The 20,703-nt window shown below is 60.7% G+C and carries 18 protein-coding genes and 2 pseudogenes; 16 read left to right on the top strand and 4 right to left on the bottom strand.

Annotation, left to right across the window (positions count from 1 at the left end; genetic code table 11):
- Positions 1-22: 22 nt before the first annotated feature.
- On the bottom strand, positions 23-1,372 hold the full coding sequence (locus F1563_RS06735; RefSeq protein ID WP_007433294.1) for a glutamyl-tRNA reductase: 1,350 nt from the start codon (positions 1,370-1,372) through the stop codon (positions 23-25).
- 114 nt (positions 1,373-1,486) lie between these two features.
- On the opposite strand from F1563_RS06735, the gene hemE reads away from it, so the two are divergent.
- From hemE to F1563_RS06680, 11 genes are all read left to right on the top strand, one after another.
- On the top strand, positions 1,487-2,548 hold the full coding sequence (gene hemE, locus F1563_RS06730; RefSeq protein WP_002529007.1) for a uroporphyrinogen decarboxylase: 1,062 nt from the start codon (positions 1,487-1,489) through the stop codon (positions 2,546-2,548).
- Positions 2,549-2,561: 13 nt separating this feature from the next.
- Positions 2,562-3,992: a protoporphyrinogen/coproporphyrinogen oxidase gene (locus F1563_RS06725; RefSeq protein ID WP_002529008.1), complete on the top strand. Its 1,431-nt coding sequence runs from the start codon at positions 2,562-2,564 to the stop codon at positions 3,990-3,992.
- 45 nt (positions 3,993-4,037) lie between these two features.
- Entirely contained in the window at positions 4,038-5,042 is a 1,005-nt protein-coding gene (gene hemC / locus F1563_RS06720) for a hydroxymethylbilane synthase (protein ID WP_007433292.1), read from the top strand.
- Positions 5,039-5,764 carry a uroporphyrinogen-III synthase gene (locus F1563_RS06715; RefSeq protein WP_002529010.1) on the top strand — a complete coding sequence of 242 codons (726 nt, stop codon included), beginning with the start codon at positions 5,039-5,041 and terminating at the stop codon, positions 5,762-5,764. The genes hemC and F1563_RS06715 overlap by 4 nt, the downstream gene beginning before the upstream one ends.
- Before the next feature lie 29 nt (positions 5,765-5,793).
- Positions 5,794-6,840, top strand: a complete 1,047-nt coding sequence (gene hemB / locus F1563_RS06710; RefSeq protein ID WP_007433291.1) for a porphobilinogen synthase — start codon at positions 5,794-5,796, stop codon at positions 6,838-6,840.
- 48 nt (positions 6,841-6,888) lie between these two features.
- On the top strand, positions 6,889-8,199 hold the full coding sequence (hemL, locus tag F1563_RS06705; protein WP_036958502.1) for a glutamate-1-semialdehyde 2,1-aminomutase: 1,311 nt from the start codon (positions 6,889-6,891) through the stop codon (positions 8,197-8,199).
- A 13-nt stretch (positions 8,200-8,212) separates the two neighbouring features.
- Positions 8,213-9,085: an iron-sulfur binding domain-containing protein gene (locus F1563_RS06700; protein WP_007433290.1), complete on the top strand. Its 873-nt coding sequence runs from the start codon at positions 8,213-8,215 to the stop codon at positions 9,083-9,085.
- A 119-nt stretch (positions 9,086-9,204) separates the two neighbouring features.
- Positions 9,205-10,026, top strand: a complete 822-nt coding sequence (locus F1563_RS06695; RefSeq protein WP_002529014.1) for a DeoR/GlpR family DNA-binding transcription regulator — start codon at positions 9,205-9,207, stop codon at positions 10,024-10,026.
- A gap of 223 nt (positions 10,027-10,249) precedes the next feature.
- Positions 10,250-11,521, top strand: a complete 1,272-nt coding sequence (locus tag F1563_RS06690) for a four-carbon acid sugar kinase family protein (RefSeq protein WP_002529015.1) — start codon at positions 10,250-10,252, stop codon at positions 11,519-11,521.
- A 74-nt stretch (positions 11,522-11,595) separates the two neighbouring features.
- On the top strand, positions 11,596-12,636 hold the full coding sequence (gene pdxA / locus F1563_RS06685) for a 4-hydroxythreonine-4-phosphate dehydrogenase PdxA (RefSeq protein ID WP_172623611.1): 1,041 nt from the start codon (positions 11,596-11,598) through the stop codon (positions 12,634-12,636).
- A gap of 41 nt (positions 12,637-12,677) precedes the next feature.
- A complete protein-coding gene (locus F1563_RS06680) occupies positions 12,678-14,003 on the top strand; it encodes an MFS transporter (protein WP_002529017.1) in 1,326 nt (441 codons plus the stop codon).
- Here the strand turns inward: F1563_RS06680 and F1563_RS14175 are convergent.
- Positions 13,919-14,105: pseudogene (locus tag F1563_RS14175) on the bottom strand (hypothetical protein). The gene F1563_RS06680 and the pseudogene F1563_RS14175 overlap by 85 nt on opposite strands.
- A gap of 48 nt (positions 14,106-14,153) precedes the next feature.
- Positions 14,154-14,432: pseudogene (locus F1563_RS13595) on the bottom strand (FxLYD domain-containing protein); the annotation flags it as partial.
- 366 nt (positions 14,433-14,798) lie between these two features.
- Here F1563_RS13595 and F1563_RS06675 point away from each other — a divergent pair.
- From F1563_RS06675 to F1563_RS06660, 4 genes are read left to right on the top strand one after another with little or no spacing between them, the layout of a single operon-like run.
- A complete protein-coding gene (locus tag F1563_RS06675; protein WP_007433288.1) occupies positions 14,799-15,512 on the top strand; it encodes an N-acetylmannosamine-6-phosphate 2-epimerase in 714 nt (237 codons plus the stop codon).
- Position 15,513: 1 nt separating this feature from the next.
- The gene (locus F1563_RS06670; protein ID WP_002529020.1) at positions 15,514-17,040 is read left to right on the top strand and encodes a PTS transporter subunit EIIC; all 1,527 of its coding nucleotides are present in this window, start codon (positions 15,514-15,516) and stop codon (positions 17,038-17,040) included.
- A gap of 11 nt (positions 17,041-17,051) precedes the next feature.
- Entirely contained in the window at positions 17,052-17,525 is a 474-nt protein-coding gene (locus F1563_RS06665) for a PTS sugar transporter subunit IIA (protein ID WP_002529021.1), read from the top strand.
- Entirely contained in the window at positions 17,488-18,438 is a 951-nt protein-coding gene (locus tag F1563_RS06660; RefSeq protein WP_002529022.1) for a PRD domain-containing protein, read from the top strand. The genes F1563_RS06665 and F1563_RS06660 overlap by 38 nt, the downstream gene beginning before the upstream one ends.
- Before the next feature lie 184 nt (positions 18,439-18,622).
- On the opposite strand, the gene F1563_RS06655 is transcribed toward F1563_RS06660, so the two are convergent.
- On the bottom strand, positions 18,623-19,141 hold the full coding sequence (locus F1563_RS06655; protein WP_172623640.1) for an FxLYD domain-containing protein: 519 nt from the start codon (positions 19,139-19,141) through the stop codon (positions 18,623-18,625).
- Between the two features lie 252 nt (positions 19,142-19,393).
- Between F1563_RS06655 and F1563_RS06650 the strand changes: the two genes are divergently transcribed.
- Positions 19,394-20,629 (top strand): sensor histidine kinase, encoded by a 1,236-nt coding sequence (locus F1563_RS06650; protein WP_002533937.1) that lies wholly within the window; start codon positions 19,394-19,396, stop codon positions 20,627-20,629.
- The last annotated feature ends 74 nt before the right edge of the window (positions 20,630-20,703 follow it).

Below are 20,703 nucleotides of genomic sequence, written 5' to 3'. Positions count from 1 at the left end.
GGAGTGATGTAGGGGTTGGCGGTCACGATTTCCTCTCCTTACCTCGGGGCGCCGTCTCCGCGGCAAGATCGTCCACCCGCAGGCCGGTAACCGGACACGTCATGCAGTCAGCATTAACGAAGCTGGACATGTCGATGACAGGCGCGGCGATATCCACGTCAATACCCAATACGTCCGACAACGAATTGAGCCAGCGATCCCCTAAACCCTGCTCAGAGGCCATCCTGGCTCGTGCCGACGGGATGTGCGCCATAGACGCAGCGAGCCGGCGAAGGGACACCGCTACCTCATCAACGGGGACCGAACCTTCTTCGGGCAAACGTTCCAGTTCAGCGGTAACCAGATCTGAAATGACGTCGCGCAGGGCAACAACAGCCGGAGCCATCCGGCGGCGCTCCAGATCGATAGCCAGATGGTGCACTCCCGTAGCGACGATGTGCTCGGCAGCGGCCCGCTCAGCTTCCGCAGAGGCAGGAACAGCCTGTCGGATCGTCTCAAGGTCGATGACCTCTACCCCAGCGGGAACAGGCTCCTCAACGTCCCCGCTGATCGCTAGATCAAGAACCAGGAGATCGCGACCGCCACGAGTGTCAACCGCGCGCCGAGCAGCCTCGGCCGACAACGCGGGAACTCCCGACCCACGACATGTGACGACAAGGTCAGATTGCGCCAGTGCGGCGTCAAGATCGAGGGCCTCAGTCACCCGGTGGCGGCGCGCGAATCCAGCGGCCCGCCCGGAGGCCGAGTGAACTTGGATCTCAGCGACCCCACCAGAACTCAGCTGAGCGCACGACGCGCCGGCATAGGAGCCAGTCCCCATCACGAGCACCCGGGCGCCATTCAAGTCCATCCGCTGGGCGACAAGGTCAAGCCCAACCGAGACAACGGTGCGACCCTCAGCAGCCAGCGCAGTCTCGGTCGCGACATGGCGCGACGTCTTAAGAGCCTCCTCGACGACGTGACCAATCGTGTAGGTGACGGTCTGCTCACGACGCGCCTCACGGAGAGCACGCTTCATCTGTCCAGCGACCTCACGCTCCCCGACAACCATCGACTCCAGGCCTGCGGCCACCCGGAACAAACGCCAAACGGCGTCGTTCTCGCAGAAGAACTGGGCAGATTCAGCCAACACGGTCGCACCATGGTCTGCAATACGCCTGCGCAAGGCGGCCTCGTCGAACCCGTGCGCGACTGCGTCAGGGGAGGTCTCAACGATCACGCACACCCGGTTGCACGTAGATAGCACAAGGGCGCCCCGGATCTGGGGATAATCGGTCAATGCTAGGCCGAGTCCGTCAACCTGCGCGGCAGCCTCGGAAACAACGCCAAGTCCCTGCCCAGCATGGTCCACGGTCAAGACACACAATCCCACGAGGCGCTATTCAACCATGCTGTACCGACGAACCCCAGTACATCCAAAGGTCGCATCTCGCTCAATAACCGCCCCACAGATGGCATCTGCACGCGGTGCGGCACAATCGAGGTGATGACTGAAACCACCACGTTCACAGCAAATTCATCGCTTCTGCAGGCCATGACTGGACACCGCCCGGCCGTAACCCCAGTGTGGTTTATGCGCCAGGCAGGTCGTTCGCTCCCGGAGTACCGCGAAGCCCGAAAGGGCACCACAATGCTCGACTCCTGCCTCAATCCGGAGCTCGCGGCCGAGATCACCTGCCAACCTGTGCGCCGCCACCACGTCGACGGGGCCGTTCTCTACTCCGACATCATGGTGCCGCTCGCGCTGGCCGGGACGGGGGTGCGCATCGAGCCGGGAGTCGGTCCTGTTCTCGACGAACCCGTCCGCACTGCCTCCGACGTCGACCGCATTACTCAGCGCAATGCCGGGGATTCCTCGGTTATCGAGGAGGCTGCACGCCTAGTCGTCGCAGAGTTGGGCGACACCACTCCGCTCATTGGCTTTGCGGGTGCCCCATTTACTATTTCCGCCTACCTTGTTGAAGGCAGCCCTTCCCGCGACCATCTGTCCGCCCGGGCGATGATGCACTCAGATCCACAGGCCTGGGCGAGGCTTATGGAATGGGTTGCCGACCTGGACGCTGCTTTCCTGGCTGCTCAGTTGCGCGGCGGGGCGCGTGCCATCCAGCTCTTTGATTCCTGGGCTGGATCGCTGAGCGCTACCGATTACCGAGCCAGCGTCGCGCCGTTCTCTCAACGTGCGCTAGCTAACGTCGATCTGAACACCCCGGTGGTTCACTTTGGCGTCAATGCCACCCACCTGCTTTCTGAGTTTGCGCAGGTGGCGGCTACTGCCTCGCGGTACCCGGTACTTGGCGTCGACCACCGCATTAGCCTCGACGAAGCCTGCGCCACCCTCATGGTCTCCGAGATGGAGATGCCAGTGCAGGGCAACATCGATCCCGCCTTGCTCTTCGCCGGATGGGAACCGTTAGAGACCGCCACCCGCGAAATCGTCACAGCAGGACGTCAGGCCCCTGGACACGTCGTCAATCTGGGCCACGGCGTACCCTCGAGCACTGACCCCGACGTCCTGACACGGCTAGTCGAGCTGGTGCATTCACTGTGAGCAGGGAAAAGCGATGACTTCTTGTGATCCGCAGCACGTCGACGCCATCGTCATCGGCGGGGGCATGGCTGGCCTCGTAGCCGCCTGGCAATTCACCCAGGAGGGTCTGCACCCCGTCCTTGTCGAGTCCCGCGGGTACACCGGTGGGCTGGTCGCGGGGTCGACGCTGGCCGGAATCAGCTACGACATCGGGGCTGAGGGATGGGCGATCCGTCTACCTGACACCGCTGAGCTGGCCGCTGAGCTGAGGTTGACGGTTGAGGCGCCGGCCGCCTCCCCGTCATGGGTGTACTTCGATGACGCCTGCTTCGCAATGCCTAGCAATGCCATTCTTGGCATCCCGGCCGACTTGGCGGACCCAGCCGTCGTCACCGCCTTGGGAGCGGAACAGGCCGCCCGCGCCGCCGAACTCGATCGCACCCCGATGCCTAAGGAGCTTCCTCGCGACCTAGGGACGCTCGTGGCCTCCCGGATGGGGCCAGAGGTGCTAAGGCGTCTCGTCACCCCAATCGCCGGTGGCATCCACGCCGCCGATCCGCATCTGCTGTCGGCCGACGTCGTCTCCCCCGGTCTGAGAGCCGCCGCCCAGGCCACCGGGTCGCTGGCCGCAGGAGTGGCTCTATGCCGCTCACGGACACCAGCAGGGCCCGCAGTTGCCTCGGTGACAGGTGGCATGTTCACCATGCCGGCCGAGTTGCGTCGTCAGGCTGAACAGGCCGGCGCGACGGTCATAACCCGGGTGGGGGCCCGCGAGCTGACTCGCCACGGCGACCAGTGGCTGGTGGAGACCGCTGAGACCTCCCGTAATCCGGACCCGTCTTTGCCCCCCATCCCCGACGGCGAGGTCCATTCCTTCATGACCCCTCGGGTCGTGGTGGCCTGTTCGGCCGGGCCTGCCACGAAACTATTGAGCCGTGTCATCGACACCGCTGGGCCCAAGATGGTGCCGGGCGCCCCGATCGGCCATGTCAATCTCGCCTTGCAAGCGCCCGAACTAGACTCCAACCCGCGCGGAAACGGCATGCTGGTGGCCCCCGGAACGACCACCGTCACTGCTAAAGCACTCACCCATATGTCGGCAAAGTGGCCCAGCCTGGCAGAATCGTGTCCTGAAGGTCTGCATTTACTCCGGGTCTCCTACGGTCGATCCGGTGAGGCAGGCGTCGCCTTAAACGTTAACCAGGCCTTAATGGACGCCTCTATCCTGCTCGGCATGGAGCTTTCAGCCGATCAGGTTGTGGACTCTCAGATCATTCACTGGACAGGTTCCTTAGCGCCCACGACTCCAGAAACCCGAGCATGGCGCGACGGTCTGCATCATCAGCTCGAGGTGTTGAACCAGTCTGGACGGGGACGAATCAGCCTAGTCGGGGCGTGGGCATCGGGGTCGGGGATCGCCGCCCTGGTGGCACAGGCTCGCCGGACCGTTCGGCAACTGGTCTGACTGCGGACTGAATCTACGTCGGTGCTAAGTGCCACAATGAATAGCATGTCTGCGATCCGTCTGGGAACCCGAGCCAGTACCCTGGCCACCACTCAGTCAGAGATGGTTGCAGGAATGCTCAGATCGGAGGGACTGGACGTCGATCTGACAACGATCACTACCCGCGGGGACACCTCAACGACCTCGTTGGCGGCGATGGGAGGAATCGGGGTATTCGCCTCGGCGATCCGTGCGGCCTTACTGGGGGGAGACGCCGATATCGCCGTCCACTCCTTCAAAGACCTACCGACAGGGCGCCCACTAGGGCTGACGATCGGCGCCGTTCCGCATCGAGAAGACCCACGCGACGCCTTGGTGGCCCGTGACGGGCTCACCCTTAACGACCTCCCGCAAGGAGCTAGCGTCGGGACGGGCTCGCCACGTCGAGCAGCGCAACTATTGGCAGTAAGGCCAGACCTGACGATCATCGACATTCGCGGAAATGTCGACACCCGGCTGGGTCGCGTCAAAGGACTCGGCCACTACGCCCAAGGCAGTGGCACAGAAGACCTCGACGCCGTCGTTCTCGCAGCCTCTGGATTGGCTCGACTGGGCCACAGCGACGTCGTGACTGAGTTCCTTAACCCATCGGTGATGCTACCTGCCCCCGCTCAGGGAGCGCTAGCCGTCGAATGCCGGGCCGCTGATTCGCGTCACGGCAAGCTGGCCAAGGCGCTGGCGAAGATCGACGACCGGCCAACCAGACTGGCCGCCACCGCTGAGCGCGCAGTGCTCTCTCATCTGGAGGCGGGGTGCGCTGCCCCCATCGGAGCGTTGGCGCAGCTCAAGCCTGCCCCCGGAAAATCCCCAGAGGTCTTGACACTGGATGTCGTGGTGACTGCTGTCGACGGCTCCCGCACCATTCGGGAACAGGTCAGCGTCGAATTACCCGAGGAGGTCGATCCAGCACTGGCTGCGGCACATACGCTGGGCATGACTGCTGCCGAAGAGCTGCTGGATGACGGCGCAGCCGACGTTGCAGACCTCAAAGCTTCAGGAAGCACTCGATGACCACAAACCCTGCCGATCTCATGAAACCCCCGGTTGTCGTTCCTCGTGACGACTCCCACGACAAGTTCGTGACGACCTTGAAGCAGGCCGGTTATGGGGTTATCCATAAAGCGCTGACGCGCACCATCAAACTGCCGCAGGCCAAGGAACTCACCGGCCCTGACCTATGGCAGGCCGACTGGCTGGTCATCACCTCGAAGACCACCGTCGGACTGCTTCCCAACCCATTGCCGAACCCCAACATCAAAGTGGCCGCGGTCGGGGCCGCCACCTCCGCTGCACTGCGCAAGCGTGGGATTGACGTCGACTTCGTCCCCAAGGATCACAGCGGCGCCGGTCTAGTCGCAGAATGGCCCGGTGGGGCCGTCAGCGTGCTCCTACCAGTGTCCCAGTTGGCGGCCGACACCGTACCGCAGGAGCTGACGAATGTTGGCTGCACAGTAAACCGTTGCGAGGTGTACACCACCACCGCCGTCGAGAAACTGCCCGATGTCATCGCCCAGTCGTGGCCGTCTGTCGGGATCGTCGTCGTCACTGCCTCCTCGGTGGGACGCGCCCTCGTGGAGCTAGTGGAACCGCTGGGATGGCGTTGTCAGAAGCTCGTCGCCCTCGGTAAGCCGACCGCCAGAACCCTCGGGGAGCTCGGCCATCCGGCGAATGCGGTAGCCTCCTCCCCCACCCCTGAGGCCGTCCTTGATGCGGTTGAGTCTTTGGCTGTTTGACCAACGACTGTTCGTGAAGGAAGTTCATCATGAACCTGTACCTGCCTGATGCCAGCGATCCCCGCATGACCGGGGTTAAGCCACTGCCCAGGGGTCTGAATCCTGTCTCCCGTCCGCGTCGGCTACGCACCACCCCTGCGATGCGCCGGATGGTCGCTGAAACCCGCGTCGCCCCCGCCCAATTGATGCTGCCGGTATTCATCAGGGAGGGGATCGATTCCCCCGTCGAGATCACCAGCCTGCCCGGCCAATTCCAACATTCCACTGAGTCGATCAAGGAGCTCGCTACCCAAGCTGCCGAGGCCGGTATTGGTGGTATCGACCTATTTGGTATCCCGGTTCATAAGGATGAGATCGGTTCTCAGGCCTGGGACCCGAAGGGCATTCTCAACGCCGGTATCTCTGCGGTGCGCGAGGCCATCGGCGACGATCTGGTGATCTGTGCCGACACCTGTCTGGACGAGTTCACCGATCATGGTCACTGTGGGGCTCTGACCCCTGATGGTCGCGTCGATAACGATTCCACCCTGCCGCTCTACGCCGCGATGGCGGTGTCCCAGGCACGCGCCGGAGCCCACATGGTCTCCCCGTCGGGGATGATGGACGGCCAGATCGCTGTCATTCGCGATGCTTTGGATCGCGAAGGATTCACCGACGTGTCGATCATGGCCTACTCAGCCAAGTACGCCTCGGCCTTCTTCGGCCCCTTCCGTGACGCCGTCGACTGCTCCCTCAAGGGCGATCGCAAAGCCTACCAGCAGGATCCGTCGAACCGCCGGGAGGGCATGCGCGAGGCCCTCCTCGATCTCGCCGAGGGAGCTGACCTGGTCATGGTGAAGCCCGCCTCTCACTACCTCGACGTGCTGGCCGACGTCGCCGAAGTGTCGCAGGTACCGGTTGCCGCCTACCAGGTCTCCGGCGAGTACGCCATGCTCGAGGCCGCTGCCACTAACGGTTGGATTGATCGCCGCCGTTGCATCGGCGAGTCCTTGACTTCGATCGTGCGGGCCGGTGCCGATCTCGTCTTGACCTACTGGGCGATTGAGGCCGCCCAGATGTTCCGCGAAGATTTTTAATCCGTCGTGATCACAATCATCACAAGCCCCAATGACTGGAAGGACAACATGACCTCCAACGCCGAACTGTTCTCCGCCGCCCAGGCCGTCATTCCCGGCGGGGTGGATTCCCCGGTGCGGGCGTACGGCTCAGTAGGAGGGGTCCCCCGCTTCATCGAGAAGGCCCGAGGACCGTGGATCTGGGACGCCGAAGGCACCCGCTACCTCGACTTGGTATGCACCTGGGGCCCGGCTCTGCTTGGGCACGCCCACCCCGAGGTCGTCTCTGCGGTTCAAGAGGCCGCATCGAGGGGGCTATCCTTTGGCGCTCCTACCCGCACCGAGACCAACCTGGCGGACGCCATCATCGAGCGGATGGCTCCGGTCAAGAAGGTGCGCTTCGTCTCGACGGGCACCGAAGCGACGATGACGGCTGTCCGTTTAGCCCGTGGCGCTACCGGACGTGACGTCATCATCAAGTTTGCAGGTAATTACCACGGCCATTCCGACGCGCTGCTCGCCGCCGCCGGCTCCGGGGTAGCGACGGCTGGTCTGCCCGGTTCGGCCGGCGTACCGGCTGCCTCGACGACCGACACCATCGTGGTGGATTACAACGACGTCACGGCCCTCGATGCGGTGTTCTCCGAGCGTGGCAACCAGATTGCCGCAGTGATCGTGGAATCCTGCCCGGCCAATATGGGAGTCGTTCCTCCCGACCCCAGCTTCAATGCCGCGATCCGTCGCCTTACAACCGGGCACGGTGCTCTCATGATCACCGACGAAGTACTCACCGGTTTCCGGTGCAGCGCGTCGGGGTTCTGGGGTCTCCAGCAACACGATGGAGAGGACTTCGCTCCCGATATCTTCACCTTCGGCAAGGTTGTTGGCGGTGGAATGCCGCTGGCTGCCCTAGGTGGACGCGCTGATGTCATGGATCTGCTAGCTCCCACCGGCCCTGTCTACCAGGCTGGCACGTTGTCTGGTAACCCGTTGGCCACCGCCGCGGGGCTCAAAACCCTGCAGCTAGCCGATGCCGGGGTGTATCAGCGCCTCGATGCCCGCTCTAGGCAGTGGCGCGGGGAGCTCGCCTCCGCGCTCGACGCAGTCGGCGTGACGTACCGTCTACAGAACGCCGGAAATCTCTTCAGCGTCTTCCTTGACGTCGATTCTCCGGTGCGCAATTACGACGACGCCAAATCCCAGAATGCCGAGGCATACGCCGCCTTCTTCCACGCCATGCTGGACGCCGGGGTGAACCTGCCGCCGTCGTGCTTCGAGGCCTGGTTCCTTTCCGACGCCCACGATGACGAAGCCTTCGAAGTGTTCCGCGCAGCCCTGCCAAAGGCCGCCGAGGCCGCTGCCCGAGTCATCGGCGTCTGAGAACGGGCCATCAGTGCCTGCCGGGCTGACTCCGCAAGCCATCAAGACAGTCTGTGACTGGTTCGACATCAACGGGCGTGACCTGCCATGGCGTCGACCGGGCACCTCCCCGTGGGGTGTGCTCGTCAGCGAGGTGATGAGCCAGCAGACTCCAATGTCACGGGTAATCGACCCGTGGCACGAGTGGATGAACCGCTGGCCTACCCCTGACGATCTCGCAGAAGAGGACTCTGGGGAAGCAGTTGCCGCGTGGGGGCGCCTGGGTTACCCGCGTCGAGCCCTACGCCTACACGCCTGTGCCGTCGCCATCGCCACCGAGTACGACGGGGTTGTGCCCAGCAGTTATGACGAACTCGTCGCCCTGCCAGGCATCGGCGATTACACCGCTGCCGCAGTGGTGTCCTTTGCGTTCGGCGGCCGCGCCACTGTGCTCGACACCAATGTGCGCCGCCTTATCGCCCGGGCAGAATCTGGGATCGCGAACTGTCCAACCTCGGTAACAAAGGCCGAGCGGGTAGTCGCCGACGCATTGGTTCCCGAGGAAGATGCCCGGGCGGCCCTGTGGGCGGTGGCGTCGATGGAATTGGGAGCGCTGGTATGCACGGCGCGGTCTCCCCAGTGCACGGTCTGTCCGATCCGGGAACGCTGCCGGTGGGTGGCCGACGGCAGACCGGACAATGCCCCGGCCCGGCGAGCACAACCGTGGAAGGGTACAGATCGTCAATGCCGCGGCGTGATCATGGACGTCGTGCGTAATAGCCCTCACGGAATAGAGGTTCGGATCGCCGTGTCGGCGTGGCCGGAATCCGACCAGGCCTTACGATGTCTGGAATCTCTCGTCAACGACGGTTTGGTACGCCGCCGCGGCAACCTCGTAAGCCTGTGACTGGGAAATACTCAGATGGATCATTCAAGGAGACTGAGTCCGGCAGTGATGCCGCCGGGTTATTCTTGGATATGGTCCTCAGACGAGATCCGCCAAACCACGTCACTGATTAAGACACCATGAGCGCAACACCCAGACAGCCGCGCACGGCGACAGCTGCTCGTCGTCGGCATATTGTCGACCATCTGCGTTCCCTAGGGCGCTCAGAGTCCATCGGCGATCTTTCCCAGCTGTTCGGGGTATCCACATCGACGATCCGCCGTGATGTCGATGCCCTCTCGGATGAATCCAAGATCTGGAAGATATCCGGGGGAGACGTCATGATCCGACGACACGAACCCACCTGGCACGAGAAGGAACAACACGGGCACATCTTCAAGACGGCAATGGCCGCATATGCCGCAGAACACCTCGTGAACGAAGGTGACCTCGTCCTGCTCGATTCCGGAACGTCTACCGCAGCACTGGGCCGCCTTCTGTCGACTCGCGATGACATCACCATCCTCGTAGGCGGCCTGTCGGTACTCCAGGCCGTCGCCGAGGGCACTGCAAATGTCATGGTGCTCGGTGGAGCGTTGAGGCAGCACAGTGGGAGCCTCTTAGGGCCGTGGGCATCATCGAACTTGCGGAGCATCACCCCAGATGTCGCGTTCATTGGCTGCGATGCCGTCTCTGCGACCGAGGGACTCAACTGTCCGCTCCTGGAGTCCGTCGAGTTCAAACACGAAGCGATGACGCGGGCTCGTACGTCGTGGATCCTCGCCGACCCCACCAAGATCCTTAACCCTGGCGCTGAACCATATTGGGCACCGATACCGCCCCGCACGGGGATCCTCACTGTCAAATCGTCGGACATTGAGCTAGGGGAGAAGCTCGATGCCTTCCTCCAGAACGGGCACCGGGTCATCCAAACAGCCCTTCAGCCTTCAGACGCCGACTGACGCTTCTTTCGGCTCCCAGCAAGCCCGTCACCGGCTAGTCCCATTATCTCGTCCTCATCCCACAGTGCGGACATACTTTTAGATGCTCATGATTCTCATCTTGTGGCTACTTTCCTGCATTAAGTCCGCAATTCATAACCAATCCTGATATCATGGCGCATGTTCACATGAGAACATGAGCATGATGCTCATATGCATGCCCTAAGCGAAGGAGCTGGGAGTCGTGTCGGAGATTCTCGTCATCGGAGATGACCTCACCGGTACCAATGCAACCGCGTCCGCATATGCGCGAGATGGGCTGCGGGCAATGACCGTGCTCAATCCCACCGTGCCGGTCGCCCTCGACGACTCCGTCCAGGTCGTCGCATGCTCGACGGGCTCTCGCCACATGACACCCGCACGCGCCGCACAGACTGTGGCCGCGACCGTCAGAAACTTTGGTCATGGTACCCGGGTCATCGTAAAACGGTTTGACACCACCTTGCGCGGCAACATCGGAGCTGAGATCGAAGCAACCCTTACCGCAGCCAGAGAGGTGCATCCGAAACATTGGATACGCGGTCTCGTCGTCCCCGGTTTTCCGGCGGCTCATAGAACCACTATTGGCGGTTATCAACTCCTCAACGGCGAACCCATTCTCATGGGTCCGGCATCGCGCGATCCCTTCACGCCGGTCCAACATTCTGGTGTCGCCGGCATTATCCATGAGCAAACCCAGCTGACCACGACGAACATTGACCTGGATGTCGTCATGGGTGATGTCTCTACACTCGCCGACAAGCTCGCGAGGGCTATACAGGACGCCGAGCTCGTCATCGTCGACAGCGTGACCGACGACGACCACCAGCGGATCGCTACGGCAGCCAGTGCTCTCGAATCGGATGGATGCAGCTGGGTCGTGTTCGAGTCGGGCCCGTTCGGTGCCACCTACGCGCATGCGCTGGGAATTCGTCCACATGCAAACCGGACCAATCCCATCCTGGCGTTGATAGGGTCACCCACCGAACTCACGAGATTGCAGTCGGACCGGCTCGAGGGCCAATCCGGTGTCGACCTCATCACAATCGAGGACCCGGCCTCCGACGTCAACCAACTCTTGTCGCGACTCCAGGCATCAGCCAAAGCCGGGAACGCCGTCGTCGGAATCCGCACCACGTCACGGGACGGCTCAACCCCCGACCCGCTGCACGCATCCCAGATGCTTGCGCTAATCATCGACTTGGCAGTGGAGTGCGCGGATTCAATGCAGTTTGACGGCATCTACGCCTCTGGGGGTGACGTTGCTTTCGCCGTCCTCGACGCCTTGGGTGCCCGTCGCTACGAGGTAGAGACCGAGGTCGTCCCCCTGGCCGTGTCCGGGAAACTGGTCGGTGGCCCTCACGATGGTCTCGGATTTGCGACCAAAGGTGGCCTCGTCGGGGACGTCGACGCGGCGGTCGAGCGCATCAACCAGCTCCGAAGCCGAATACGTCATTCCAAACCGCAGATCGTTTAGACACGGATTCAGCGCGATCGCATCATCAACCCCGCCCACACGACAACCATCAGATAACAAAGGAGAGTATGACAATGCCCAAGACACCACTTCTTGGAATCACCGAAGGCGACCCCGCAGGAATCGGGCCGGAAATCGCGGTCCGCGCCATCCACAACATGGCTGACGACCGATCCTTCATCCCAGTCGTGTACGGCGATCCAGCCATCATCTCTCAGGCGTGCTCCGTCACAGGATTGAGCGAGACTGTTCGTCCCGTCACCTCCGAGGAGCAAATCGAGCCAGAGCCGAATGTGATCAACGTCATCGATACCGGCACCGTTTCCAATGCCAATTCCATCGAGTGGGGAACCGTTCAGGAACTCGCCGGGCAGGCAGCCATCGCTTCGATCGAGGCAGCTACTTCCGCGGCTCTTTCAGGAAAGACCGATGGTGTCGTCACCTCCCCAATCAACAAAGAAGCTATCTGGAAGACTGGCTCAGAGTTCCTGGGGCACACGGAGATGTTGGGGAGCCTGTGCGGCGCCCCAGACACAGACACAATGTTCGTCGTCGGTGGGCTCAAGATCTTCTTCGCTACCAGGCACATGTCGTTGCGCGAAGCTGTTGACTCCATCAGACGCGATCTCATCGATCAAGAGATCCACAAGGCGCTTCGCGCTCTGAAGGTGTTCGGCTGTAACTCGCCGAAGCTAGCGGTCGCCGCCCTCAATCCCCACGCCGGTGAGGGCGGCCACTTTGGCACTGAGGAGATCGAAGTCCTTCGCCCCGCTGTTGAGCGCGCCTGCGCCGAGGGACACGACGTCATCGGACCGGTTCCTGCAGATTCCGTCTTCCACAAGGGCGTCATCGGGGAGTACGACGGCGTCCTTTCCCTATATCACGATCAAGGCCATATTGCATCGAAGACCCTTGACTTCGACGTCACGGTCTCCGTCACCGCAGGGCTGCCCATCCTCCGGACGTCGGTCGATCATGGCACGGCATTCGATATCGCTGGTCGGGGCATCGCTTCACCTAGGACAATGCAGTCAGCCCTGCACGTTGCCAGCGATTTTGCGAGATTTGTTCCGGCAATTCGAAAGGAGTATTCGCCGAGCACCGGCCACCACTGATTTTTGATGGCATCTGTCTTCGACAATCTTAGGGGTCCTCCATGGCCATCAACTCAATCCACGATTCAAAAATGACCGGCAACACCGACGCAAGCAAACCACCAACGAAGCGCTGGGCCTACGTGATCCCCGTAGCCGTGGTCATGTACATGTTGGCATACCTTGACCGGACCAACACGGCGATGATTCTGCCGTACATCAACTCGGACGCCTCCAGCCAGATTCATCTCACCAAAGCCGATGAGGGCATCGTGAGCGGTATCTTCTTCTTCGGCTACATGTTCCTGCAGATCCCGGCCGCCATTCTCGCAGAACGTTGGAGCGCGAAGAAGACCGTTGCGATCCTCATGTTTCTTTGGGGATTTGCCGCCATGGCAGTCTCCTTCGTCCAATCCAACGGTCAATTCTATACCGCCCGATTCATCCTCGGTTTCTTCGAAGGTGGCGTGTGGCCGTCGGTCCTCATCCTCATCGCCAACTGGTTCCCGCTCAAGGAGCGCGCCAGGGCAAACTCCTTGTGGATGTGCTGCCTGCCGCTATCGTCGGTGCTCATTTCCCCGATCACCGGAATTCTTCTCGACCATTTCAGCTGGCGGACGGTGCTCTTCGTGGAAGGAGTCCCGCCACTGATCTGGGCGATCGTGTGGCTGTTAGTCGTCTCCGACCATCCTCGTGATGCGACGTGGGCGTCCGGTGCCGAGCGAGAGTACATTGAGGCTGAGCTGGCCGCCGATGAGGCCAGCAAACCCGTCATCGACAGCGACGGGAAGGGCGGCTACCTAGCAGCCGCACGCAGCCCGCACGTATGGCAGCTCATTGTCATCTACCTGTGTTTTATGGGCGGTTTCTACGGCTACACTCTGTGGCTTCCCACCGTGGTTAAGGGGCTCGTGTCCGGCTCGTCAGCATCATCCGTCGGACTTATCACCGCAATTCCATACATTTTCGCGGTCGTCGGGATGCTAGCGGTGTCGTCCTGGAGTGACCGTACCGGGGACCGGCGTATGGCCATCGCGGTCCCGCTCTTCATCGGGGCCGTTGCGCTCACCATCGGCCAGTTGGTGCATAATCCGATCGTCAACATCGTTCTCCTGGTGATCGTTGCCATCGGGGTGTACTCACCGTATGGCCCGTACTGGGCCGTTCCGGGGGCCTACCTCAGAATTGAGGCTCTCGCAGGGGGACTTGGTCTAATCAATGCCTTAGGCAACCTGGGTGGATTCCTCGGCCCGTATCTTGTCGGTTGGCTTGCCGACCTCACGGGGTCTGCCGCGACCGGCTACTACGCCCTGGCCGGCCTGCTCGTCGCTGGTGCTGTCCTCACGTGGGTCGTCATTAAGCCGGAGATCACCCCGACAGCACCGTAAGGTTGCGTCGAAGCTCCACTCGCATCTGCGACCCACCCTGTTGTTCTCGTCGACCCGTTCCTAGACGGGCTCAATGTGACCCATACACGGAAGTCCAGTCAATCCGACCGAGTACTCGCGGCCAGATTGACTGGACTTTAAACAGAAACCTCAGATTCCGGTCAGATCCTTGAACTTCACGGTCGTGACCTCACTAGGATCTGTGGCACAAATTGCATCAACTTTCCACTTGTCATGAGCATCGACAGAGCTGGTGTTAGCCAAGCAAGTTTTCTGCGTTGTTGCCGCCACATTATAGGTGTGAAACTCGATCTGGATATGATTGTTCATCGGATTATCGGAATTGTTGCACACAAATCCCGCCACGTGGACCGAGACCTTGTCCTTCTTTAATTTCTCACCCCCGAGCATGGCAGGATCACCCTTGACTCAATCCTCATCGTAGTCTTCGCAGCAAGCTATGCCATCCGGTGGGGGTGCTTGTTCCCTTATAACACCCCTCACGATCAAGCACCGGTCTGTGAAGAATCCTTTATCGGTTACTAGGTTAGTTATATAAGACGGTACCGAAGAGGTTAGACAAACAACGTCACTATTACGCCGCATTAGCGTACATAGTTGTGGATCTGAGCGCCATCGTGTTCTGGCTCCCCCCACCTCAGCCTCTCCACCAAAGGCTGTGCTAGCATTTCGGGAGCAGTTCATGGATTTCAGGCTTGTGACTTTCGGCAATACCTGATCCACCGGCGGGTACGAGTGTGTTCATGCCGGTGTTCCACAGTGCCGGAGGTTTACATGAATTCAGTCATGCAGTCCCTAGCAAAGGGACTCATCGTGTCGTGCCAGGCGTTGCCTGGCGAACCCATGTATTCCGAGAACGGCGGCGTCATGCCCCTGTTCGCGACAGCAGCTGCGCAGTCCGGGGCCGTCGGCATCCGCGCTAACTCAGTCCGCGATATTAAGGAAATCCGAGCAGCCGTTCCGTTACCAATAATCGGCCTGCTCAAGGAGAACTACGACGGTTTCGAGCCATACATCACCCCGACCCTCGATGGCGTCGAAGCAGTCCTGTCCGCCAGAGCCAACATCGTCGCCTTCGATGCCACGAACCGCATCCATCCCCACGGTGTGTCCACTCCTGACTTCATCGGTCAGATTCGAAAGGCCGCCCCGTCAGCTGTTCTATTGGCCGACATCTCCACCTATGACGAGGCCATAACAGCCGAGAAGTGCGGCGTCGACCTCGTTGGAACCACCCTGTCGGGATATACGGCTGCCTCCGCGGACTCGCCGGTTCCTAACCTCAACCTGGTGCGACGCCTCGCGTCAAGCTTGTCAATCCCTGTCCTCGCAGAAGGGAACATCTCGTCCCCCGGCCTCGCGGTCGCCGCCCTTGACAGCGGGGCCCACAGTGTCGTCGTCGGTGGCGCTATCACCCGTCCCGCTCAGATCTGCACCCAATTCGTCAACGCGATCCATGCCCACGTCCCCCAATCCTTGGAGAATTGACATGTTCAAGACCCTGCAAAAGATCGGCAAGGCGTTTATGCTGCCGATCGCCATCCTCCCTGCCGCAGGTCTGCTACTGGGAATCGGTGGTGCGTTATCCAACCCCACTACTGTCAAGAGTTACCCAGCTCTCGGCAATCCCATCCTTCAAGACATCTTCCAGGTGATGAGCGCTGCTGGAAATGTCATCTTCGAAAACCTTGCTTTGCTCCTGTCGATTGGCCTGTGCATCGGCCTGGCGAAACGTGACAAGGGAACCGCGGCACTCGCCGGCATCACAGGTTTCCTGGTCATGACAGCCACTACTAAGGCGCTCGTCGCTCTCTCAAGTAGCCCCGACCGTTCGATTGACACCGGAGTCATCGGTTCACTCGTCATTGGTGCCGTCGCCGTCTGGCTTCACAATCGCTACCACAACATCGAACTACCGGCGTTTCTCGGCTTCTTCGGAGGTTCTCGCTTCGTTCCTATCGTCACGGCGTTTGCGGGAATCATCATTGGCGCATTTTTCTTCCTCGTCCGGCCACCGATCCAAACCGGGATGGTGTCGGCCGGCACTGCGATCGCAGGATCGGGTGTCATTGGTACGTTTTTCTACGGCTTCCTCATGCGACTGGCCGGCGCCGTCGGTCTTCACCACATGATCTACCCGATGTTCTGGTACACACCCCTCGGCGGCACCGAGGCGGTCGCCGGCAAGACGATCGTAGGCGCACAGAAGATCTTCTTCGCCCAACTAGCCGATCCCAACCATGTCGGGCTGTTCACCCATTCCACCAAGTACTTCGCCGGCCGCTTCGCCACCATGATGTTTGGACTGCCCGGGGCCTGTCTGGCGATGTGGCACTGCATTCCCAAAGGGCGTCGCGCCAAGTACACCGGTCTGTTCGCCTCCGTCGCCTTCACGTCCTTCCTGACCGGAATCACCGAGCCCATCGAGTACATGTTCCTCTTCGTGGCCCCACTGCTCTACGTGTTCCACTCCTTCCTCGACGGCGTCTCGTTCCTTGTCGCCGACGTTATGAACATCCGCATCGGCAATACCTTCTCTGGCGGCGTTATCGATTATCTGCTGTTTGGTGTGCTGCAAGGTGAATCGAAGACACACTGGTTGTACATCCTGCCGGTCGGTACCCTATGGTTTGCCCTCTACTACTTCTCGTTCTCGTTGTTCATCAAGAGGTTCAAGATCGCGACCCCCGGACACCTCGAGGACACCATGATTGCCGCCATCCCCACCGGTAGGGGGTCTAAGAAAAAATCCGACCGGGGGAACGACGGGATCGACGAGAGAGCGACGGAGATCATTACTGCCCTGGGCGGTGCCGAGAACATCGAGGACGTCGACGCATGCATTACGCGTCTGCGCGTGTCAGTAAAGGCCCCTGATCAGGTCAACAAAGCTAGCCTCAAGGACCTGGGAGCGACCGAGGTCTTTGAAGTCGGTGGTGGCGTCCAGGCCGTCTACGGGGCGAAGGCCATCCTCTATAAAAACGCCATCAACGCCCAACTCGGAATCGACGACTGAGAGGTACCAGCATGTCCATCTTTCGCAAGCGCCACAAGGCCGCCTCCTTAAGCATCGCAGTGCCGGTCTCGGGAACCATCCTCGACATTAGCGATGTTCCAGATCTAGTGTTCGCGGGCAAGCACATGGGTCCGGGATTCGCGGTCGACCCAACCTCGGGGGAGTTCGTTTCCCCGATCGACGGGGTCGTCACTCTGATAGCTCCGACCCTGCACGCCGTCGGACTCAAGGCCGATAACGGGGCCGAAGTCCTCGTTCACATCGGCATCGACACGGTTCAGCTCAAAGGTGAAGGTTTCACCGCACACGTCAAGGACGGCGACACCGTCAGCACCGGCGATCCGCTGCTAAGCGTCGACCTGGACGCCGTAAAACCCCGGGTACCGTCGATGATCTCCCCTGTGGTCATCACCAATGCGTCTGATTTCACCATCTCGGAACGCAGCAATGATCCGGCGTCAGTACTCTCAGTTACCGCAGGATGACCCGGTGCAGCCTCCGAAACACTCGCAGCAGCTGACCAAGTCCGCCTCGCTCGGTCCTGAGCAGGTCATCATCAAAAAAGTTTATAACAACAATGTCCTTCTCGGCGTCGATCACTCCGGGACCGAGATGGTCGTCAATGCCCGCGGTATCGGCTACGGTCGGCATCGGGGCGAGGTTGTCAACGTCTCATCGGGCCAGCGCTACGTGGCGGAAGGCACCTACCGGACGGCGGCCATAGCATCTTTACTCTCGAACGCTACGCACGCCCAAGTACGTGTAGCGCAGGCAATTATCGAGCTGACGCAGGATGACCTTGGAACGCCCAATGCTCAGCGGATGATGCTGCCGGTGCTTGACCATCTTGTCGCAGCCGTGCATCGGGCCGAACGGGGAATTGTGATCGACTTCCCACTGACCTGGGAGGTTCAGCAGCTCTACCCCGACGAGGCTGTCTTGGGTCACCGAGCCGTTGAGATCGCTGACAGTGCCCTCGGGATCCACCTGCAACCCGAAGAGTGGGTGGCATTCTCCCTGCATTTCATCAACCAACGGTGGGATGGTAAAGGGGTTTCGCGGACTATGTCGATGACCCAGGCGATCTCCGACATCTTCCGAGAGCTCGAGGACCTATGGCGGGTCGAGATCGACCGCTCGTCCATGAGCGCATCACGCTTCGTCACACATCTTCGCTATCTGTTCGCTCGAGCCTCGGACAGCAAACAACTTTCTCACGTTGACCTGGACATTGTGGGGCTTATGTCAGATCGCTACCCAGAAGCCACATTGGCAGCTACCCAAGTGGCCGAGCACATGTCGAAAGTAATTGGCAACGACCTGACGAACGCCGAGATCAACTACATCGCCTTACACACCACCCGGCTCTACAAGGAGGTGATGGGGACGGATGGCTGACGGCCGCGCCTATTACGCCACATCGATAATCATGGCCGGTACACAAGAATGGCGATGTCCCTCCTATCGGAAATGTGAGCGCCGAAGCCACCCAGATCAAAATCCAGACATTTACTTAACCTCCGCGCCGGCATAACGAGGTTCAGCCACTGTGATCCATGGCAGTGGCTGAACCTCAAATTCATCAGATCCCGGTCAGGTCCTTGAACTTCACAGTCTTGACTCTATGAGGGTCTGTTGAACAAATCGCGTCAAACTTCCATTTGCCGTGAGCATCGATGGTATTGGTATTGGCCAGACAGGTGTCTGTGTTGTTGCCGGACGCGTCATAGGCGTTGAATTCGATCTGGACGTAGTTGTTGATCGACTCGTCAGAGTTGTTGCGCACGTACCCCATCACATGGGCCGAGAACTCGTCCTTCTTCAACTTCCAACCTTTGAGCACGGCAAGATCACCCTTGACTTGATCCTCGTCGGTGGTCTTAGCGGCAGGCTTCTCAGCGGGTTTTCTCGCAGACTTGTCAGCCTCCTTGACCTGGCTCGTAGCCGGAACCGACGCAGCCTTGTCACTACCGGATTTCTGCTCATCACCTCCTTTCAACCCTCCTGACTGACCTGCGAAAATCCCCACAATGACGACGGCGATGACAATCCAGAACCACGCCCGCTTGTAGATTGGCTTTTTTGGCTTCGACGGAGGCATTCCGCCCGAGTTCTGGGCATGCTGAGGGTTGGGTTGGCCTTGCCGGCCATCTCCCAGATACTGCGGCTGTGGGTAGTGGGGTGGTTGCTGGTCATTGGACATTGGTGTCTCCTTTCGACTCCACACCAGTGCATCCCGGGAACGGGCTCCCCCACATCGGCCGAACGGACAAACCACAGGTGGCCGATTGGCCAGATGTCTTCGCCCCACCGGTCGAGGCAGCTTTACCGCGCCCGCCTTTAAGATGAGAGCATGTTCGAGTACGAAGTCGTGGGTGAGGATCGCAGGCCTGCCATCTGGCTGTCCATCATCCTCATCGTCATCGGGATGCTCGGATGTTTGGTCTCGACCGCATTCTCGCCGATGGCCATCCGTGTGACGGCGCCGAACCCCGCCGGTCTCACCGCGCTGCACGGAATCGCCACCTTCACCGCAGATGTGGTTGTGCCCATCTGGCTACTGCGGCGTCATCGTCAACCGTTCACAGTCACCCTCGTCACAGCGGCAATCAGCTTGGTTTTACCGATTGGCAACACCGTTCCCCTCATCGCCCTAGCATGTTTGTTAGGACGACGACGCGGTGCGGCGTCGTGGTGGGCCACCGCAGCCGTAGCGGTCACGACCACTATCGTCGGCGTCGTCGACGCCACCAGGTCCCCAAAGGCCGCGTCGACGATCAAGTCTCTCCTGTCGCCAGCAAACACCCCTGGCACTGCCGACCTGACGGTCTCTTGGCCTACCGTTGCAGCATTCATCGTCGCCGGGCTCATCATCTCGATTAGTTCGGGGCTGTGGCGCCGCACTCAACGGGCCGCAACCTCACTCACCCGGGAGCGCGACGTCGCGCGAGCTACCAACGCCAAACTCGGCGACGAACTGTCACGCCGTGAGGAACGCGAGCGTATCGCCCAGGAGATCCACGACCAACTCGGCCATCGGTTATCCCTTCTCAGTTTGCAATCGGGAGCGCTGGAGACCCAGCTTCGGGGCAATCCAGACGCCGCCAAGGCTGCCCACGAGGTGCAAGCTGGGACAGCTGCCGCAGTCAAAGACCTGCACTCCCTGCTGTCGGTGCTCACCGAGTCCCATGTCACACCCGACCTGCCGCCGCTGTCGAATTTGGCGGAGGTCATTGACGCATCGTTCGGTGCCGGTCAGCCCCTCAATTCGAGCGTCTTCATCGAGGACGCCAACCGGGTCGATCCTGCCGTGTCGAGAGCCGTCTACCGCATCATTCAAGAATTGCTCACTAACGCCGCCAAGCACGCGCCCGGACAGACGACGACCCTGCGCGTGCGCGGGAATCCCCAAAACGGAATCAGCATCGACGCAACGAACGGCTACATCGGCGGATGGGCCGGAGGGCCAAGTGCCCATTCCCGCGGGCTCAGGGGGATCACCGAACGCGTCGAGCTACTTGAGGGCAGCCTTCACTACGGCCTTGACGACAATCTGTTCCACGTTCATGTAGACATCCCATGGCGCTGATAGTCATCCCACCCAATCCCATAACCACAGCGGAGTCGCAACGGATCGCAAGCTAAGAACATCATAGGATGTGG

The organism is Cutibacterium modestum (assembly GCF_008326345.1).
In the GTDB taxonomy this organism is placed as follows: Bacteria; Actinomycetota; Actinomycetes; order Propionibacteriales; family Propionibacteriaceae; genus Cutibacterium; species Cutibacterium modestum.
Note: the sequence above shows the minus strand (reverse complement) of the source record. Positions and strands in the feature narration are given on the sequence as shown.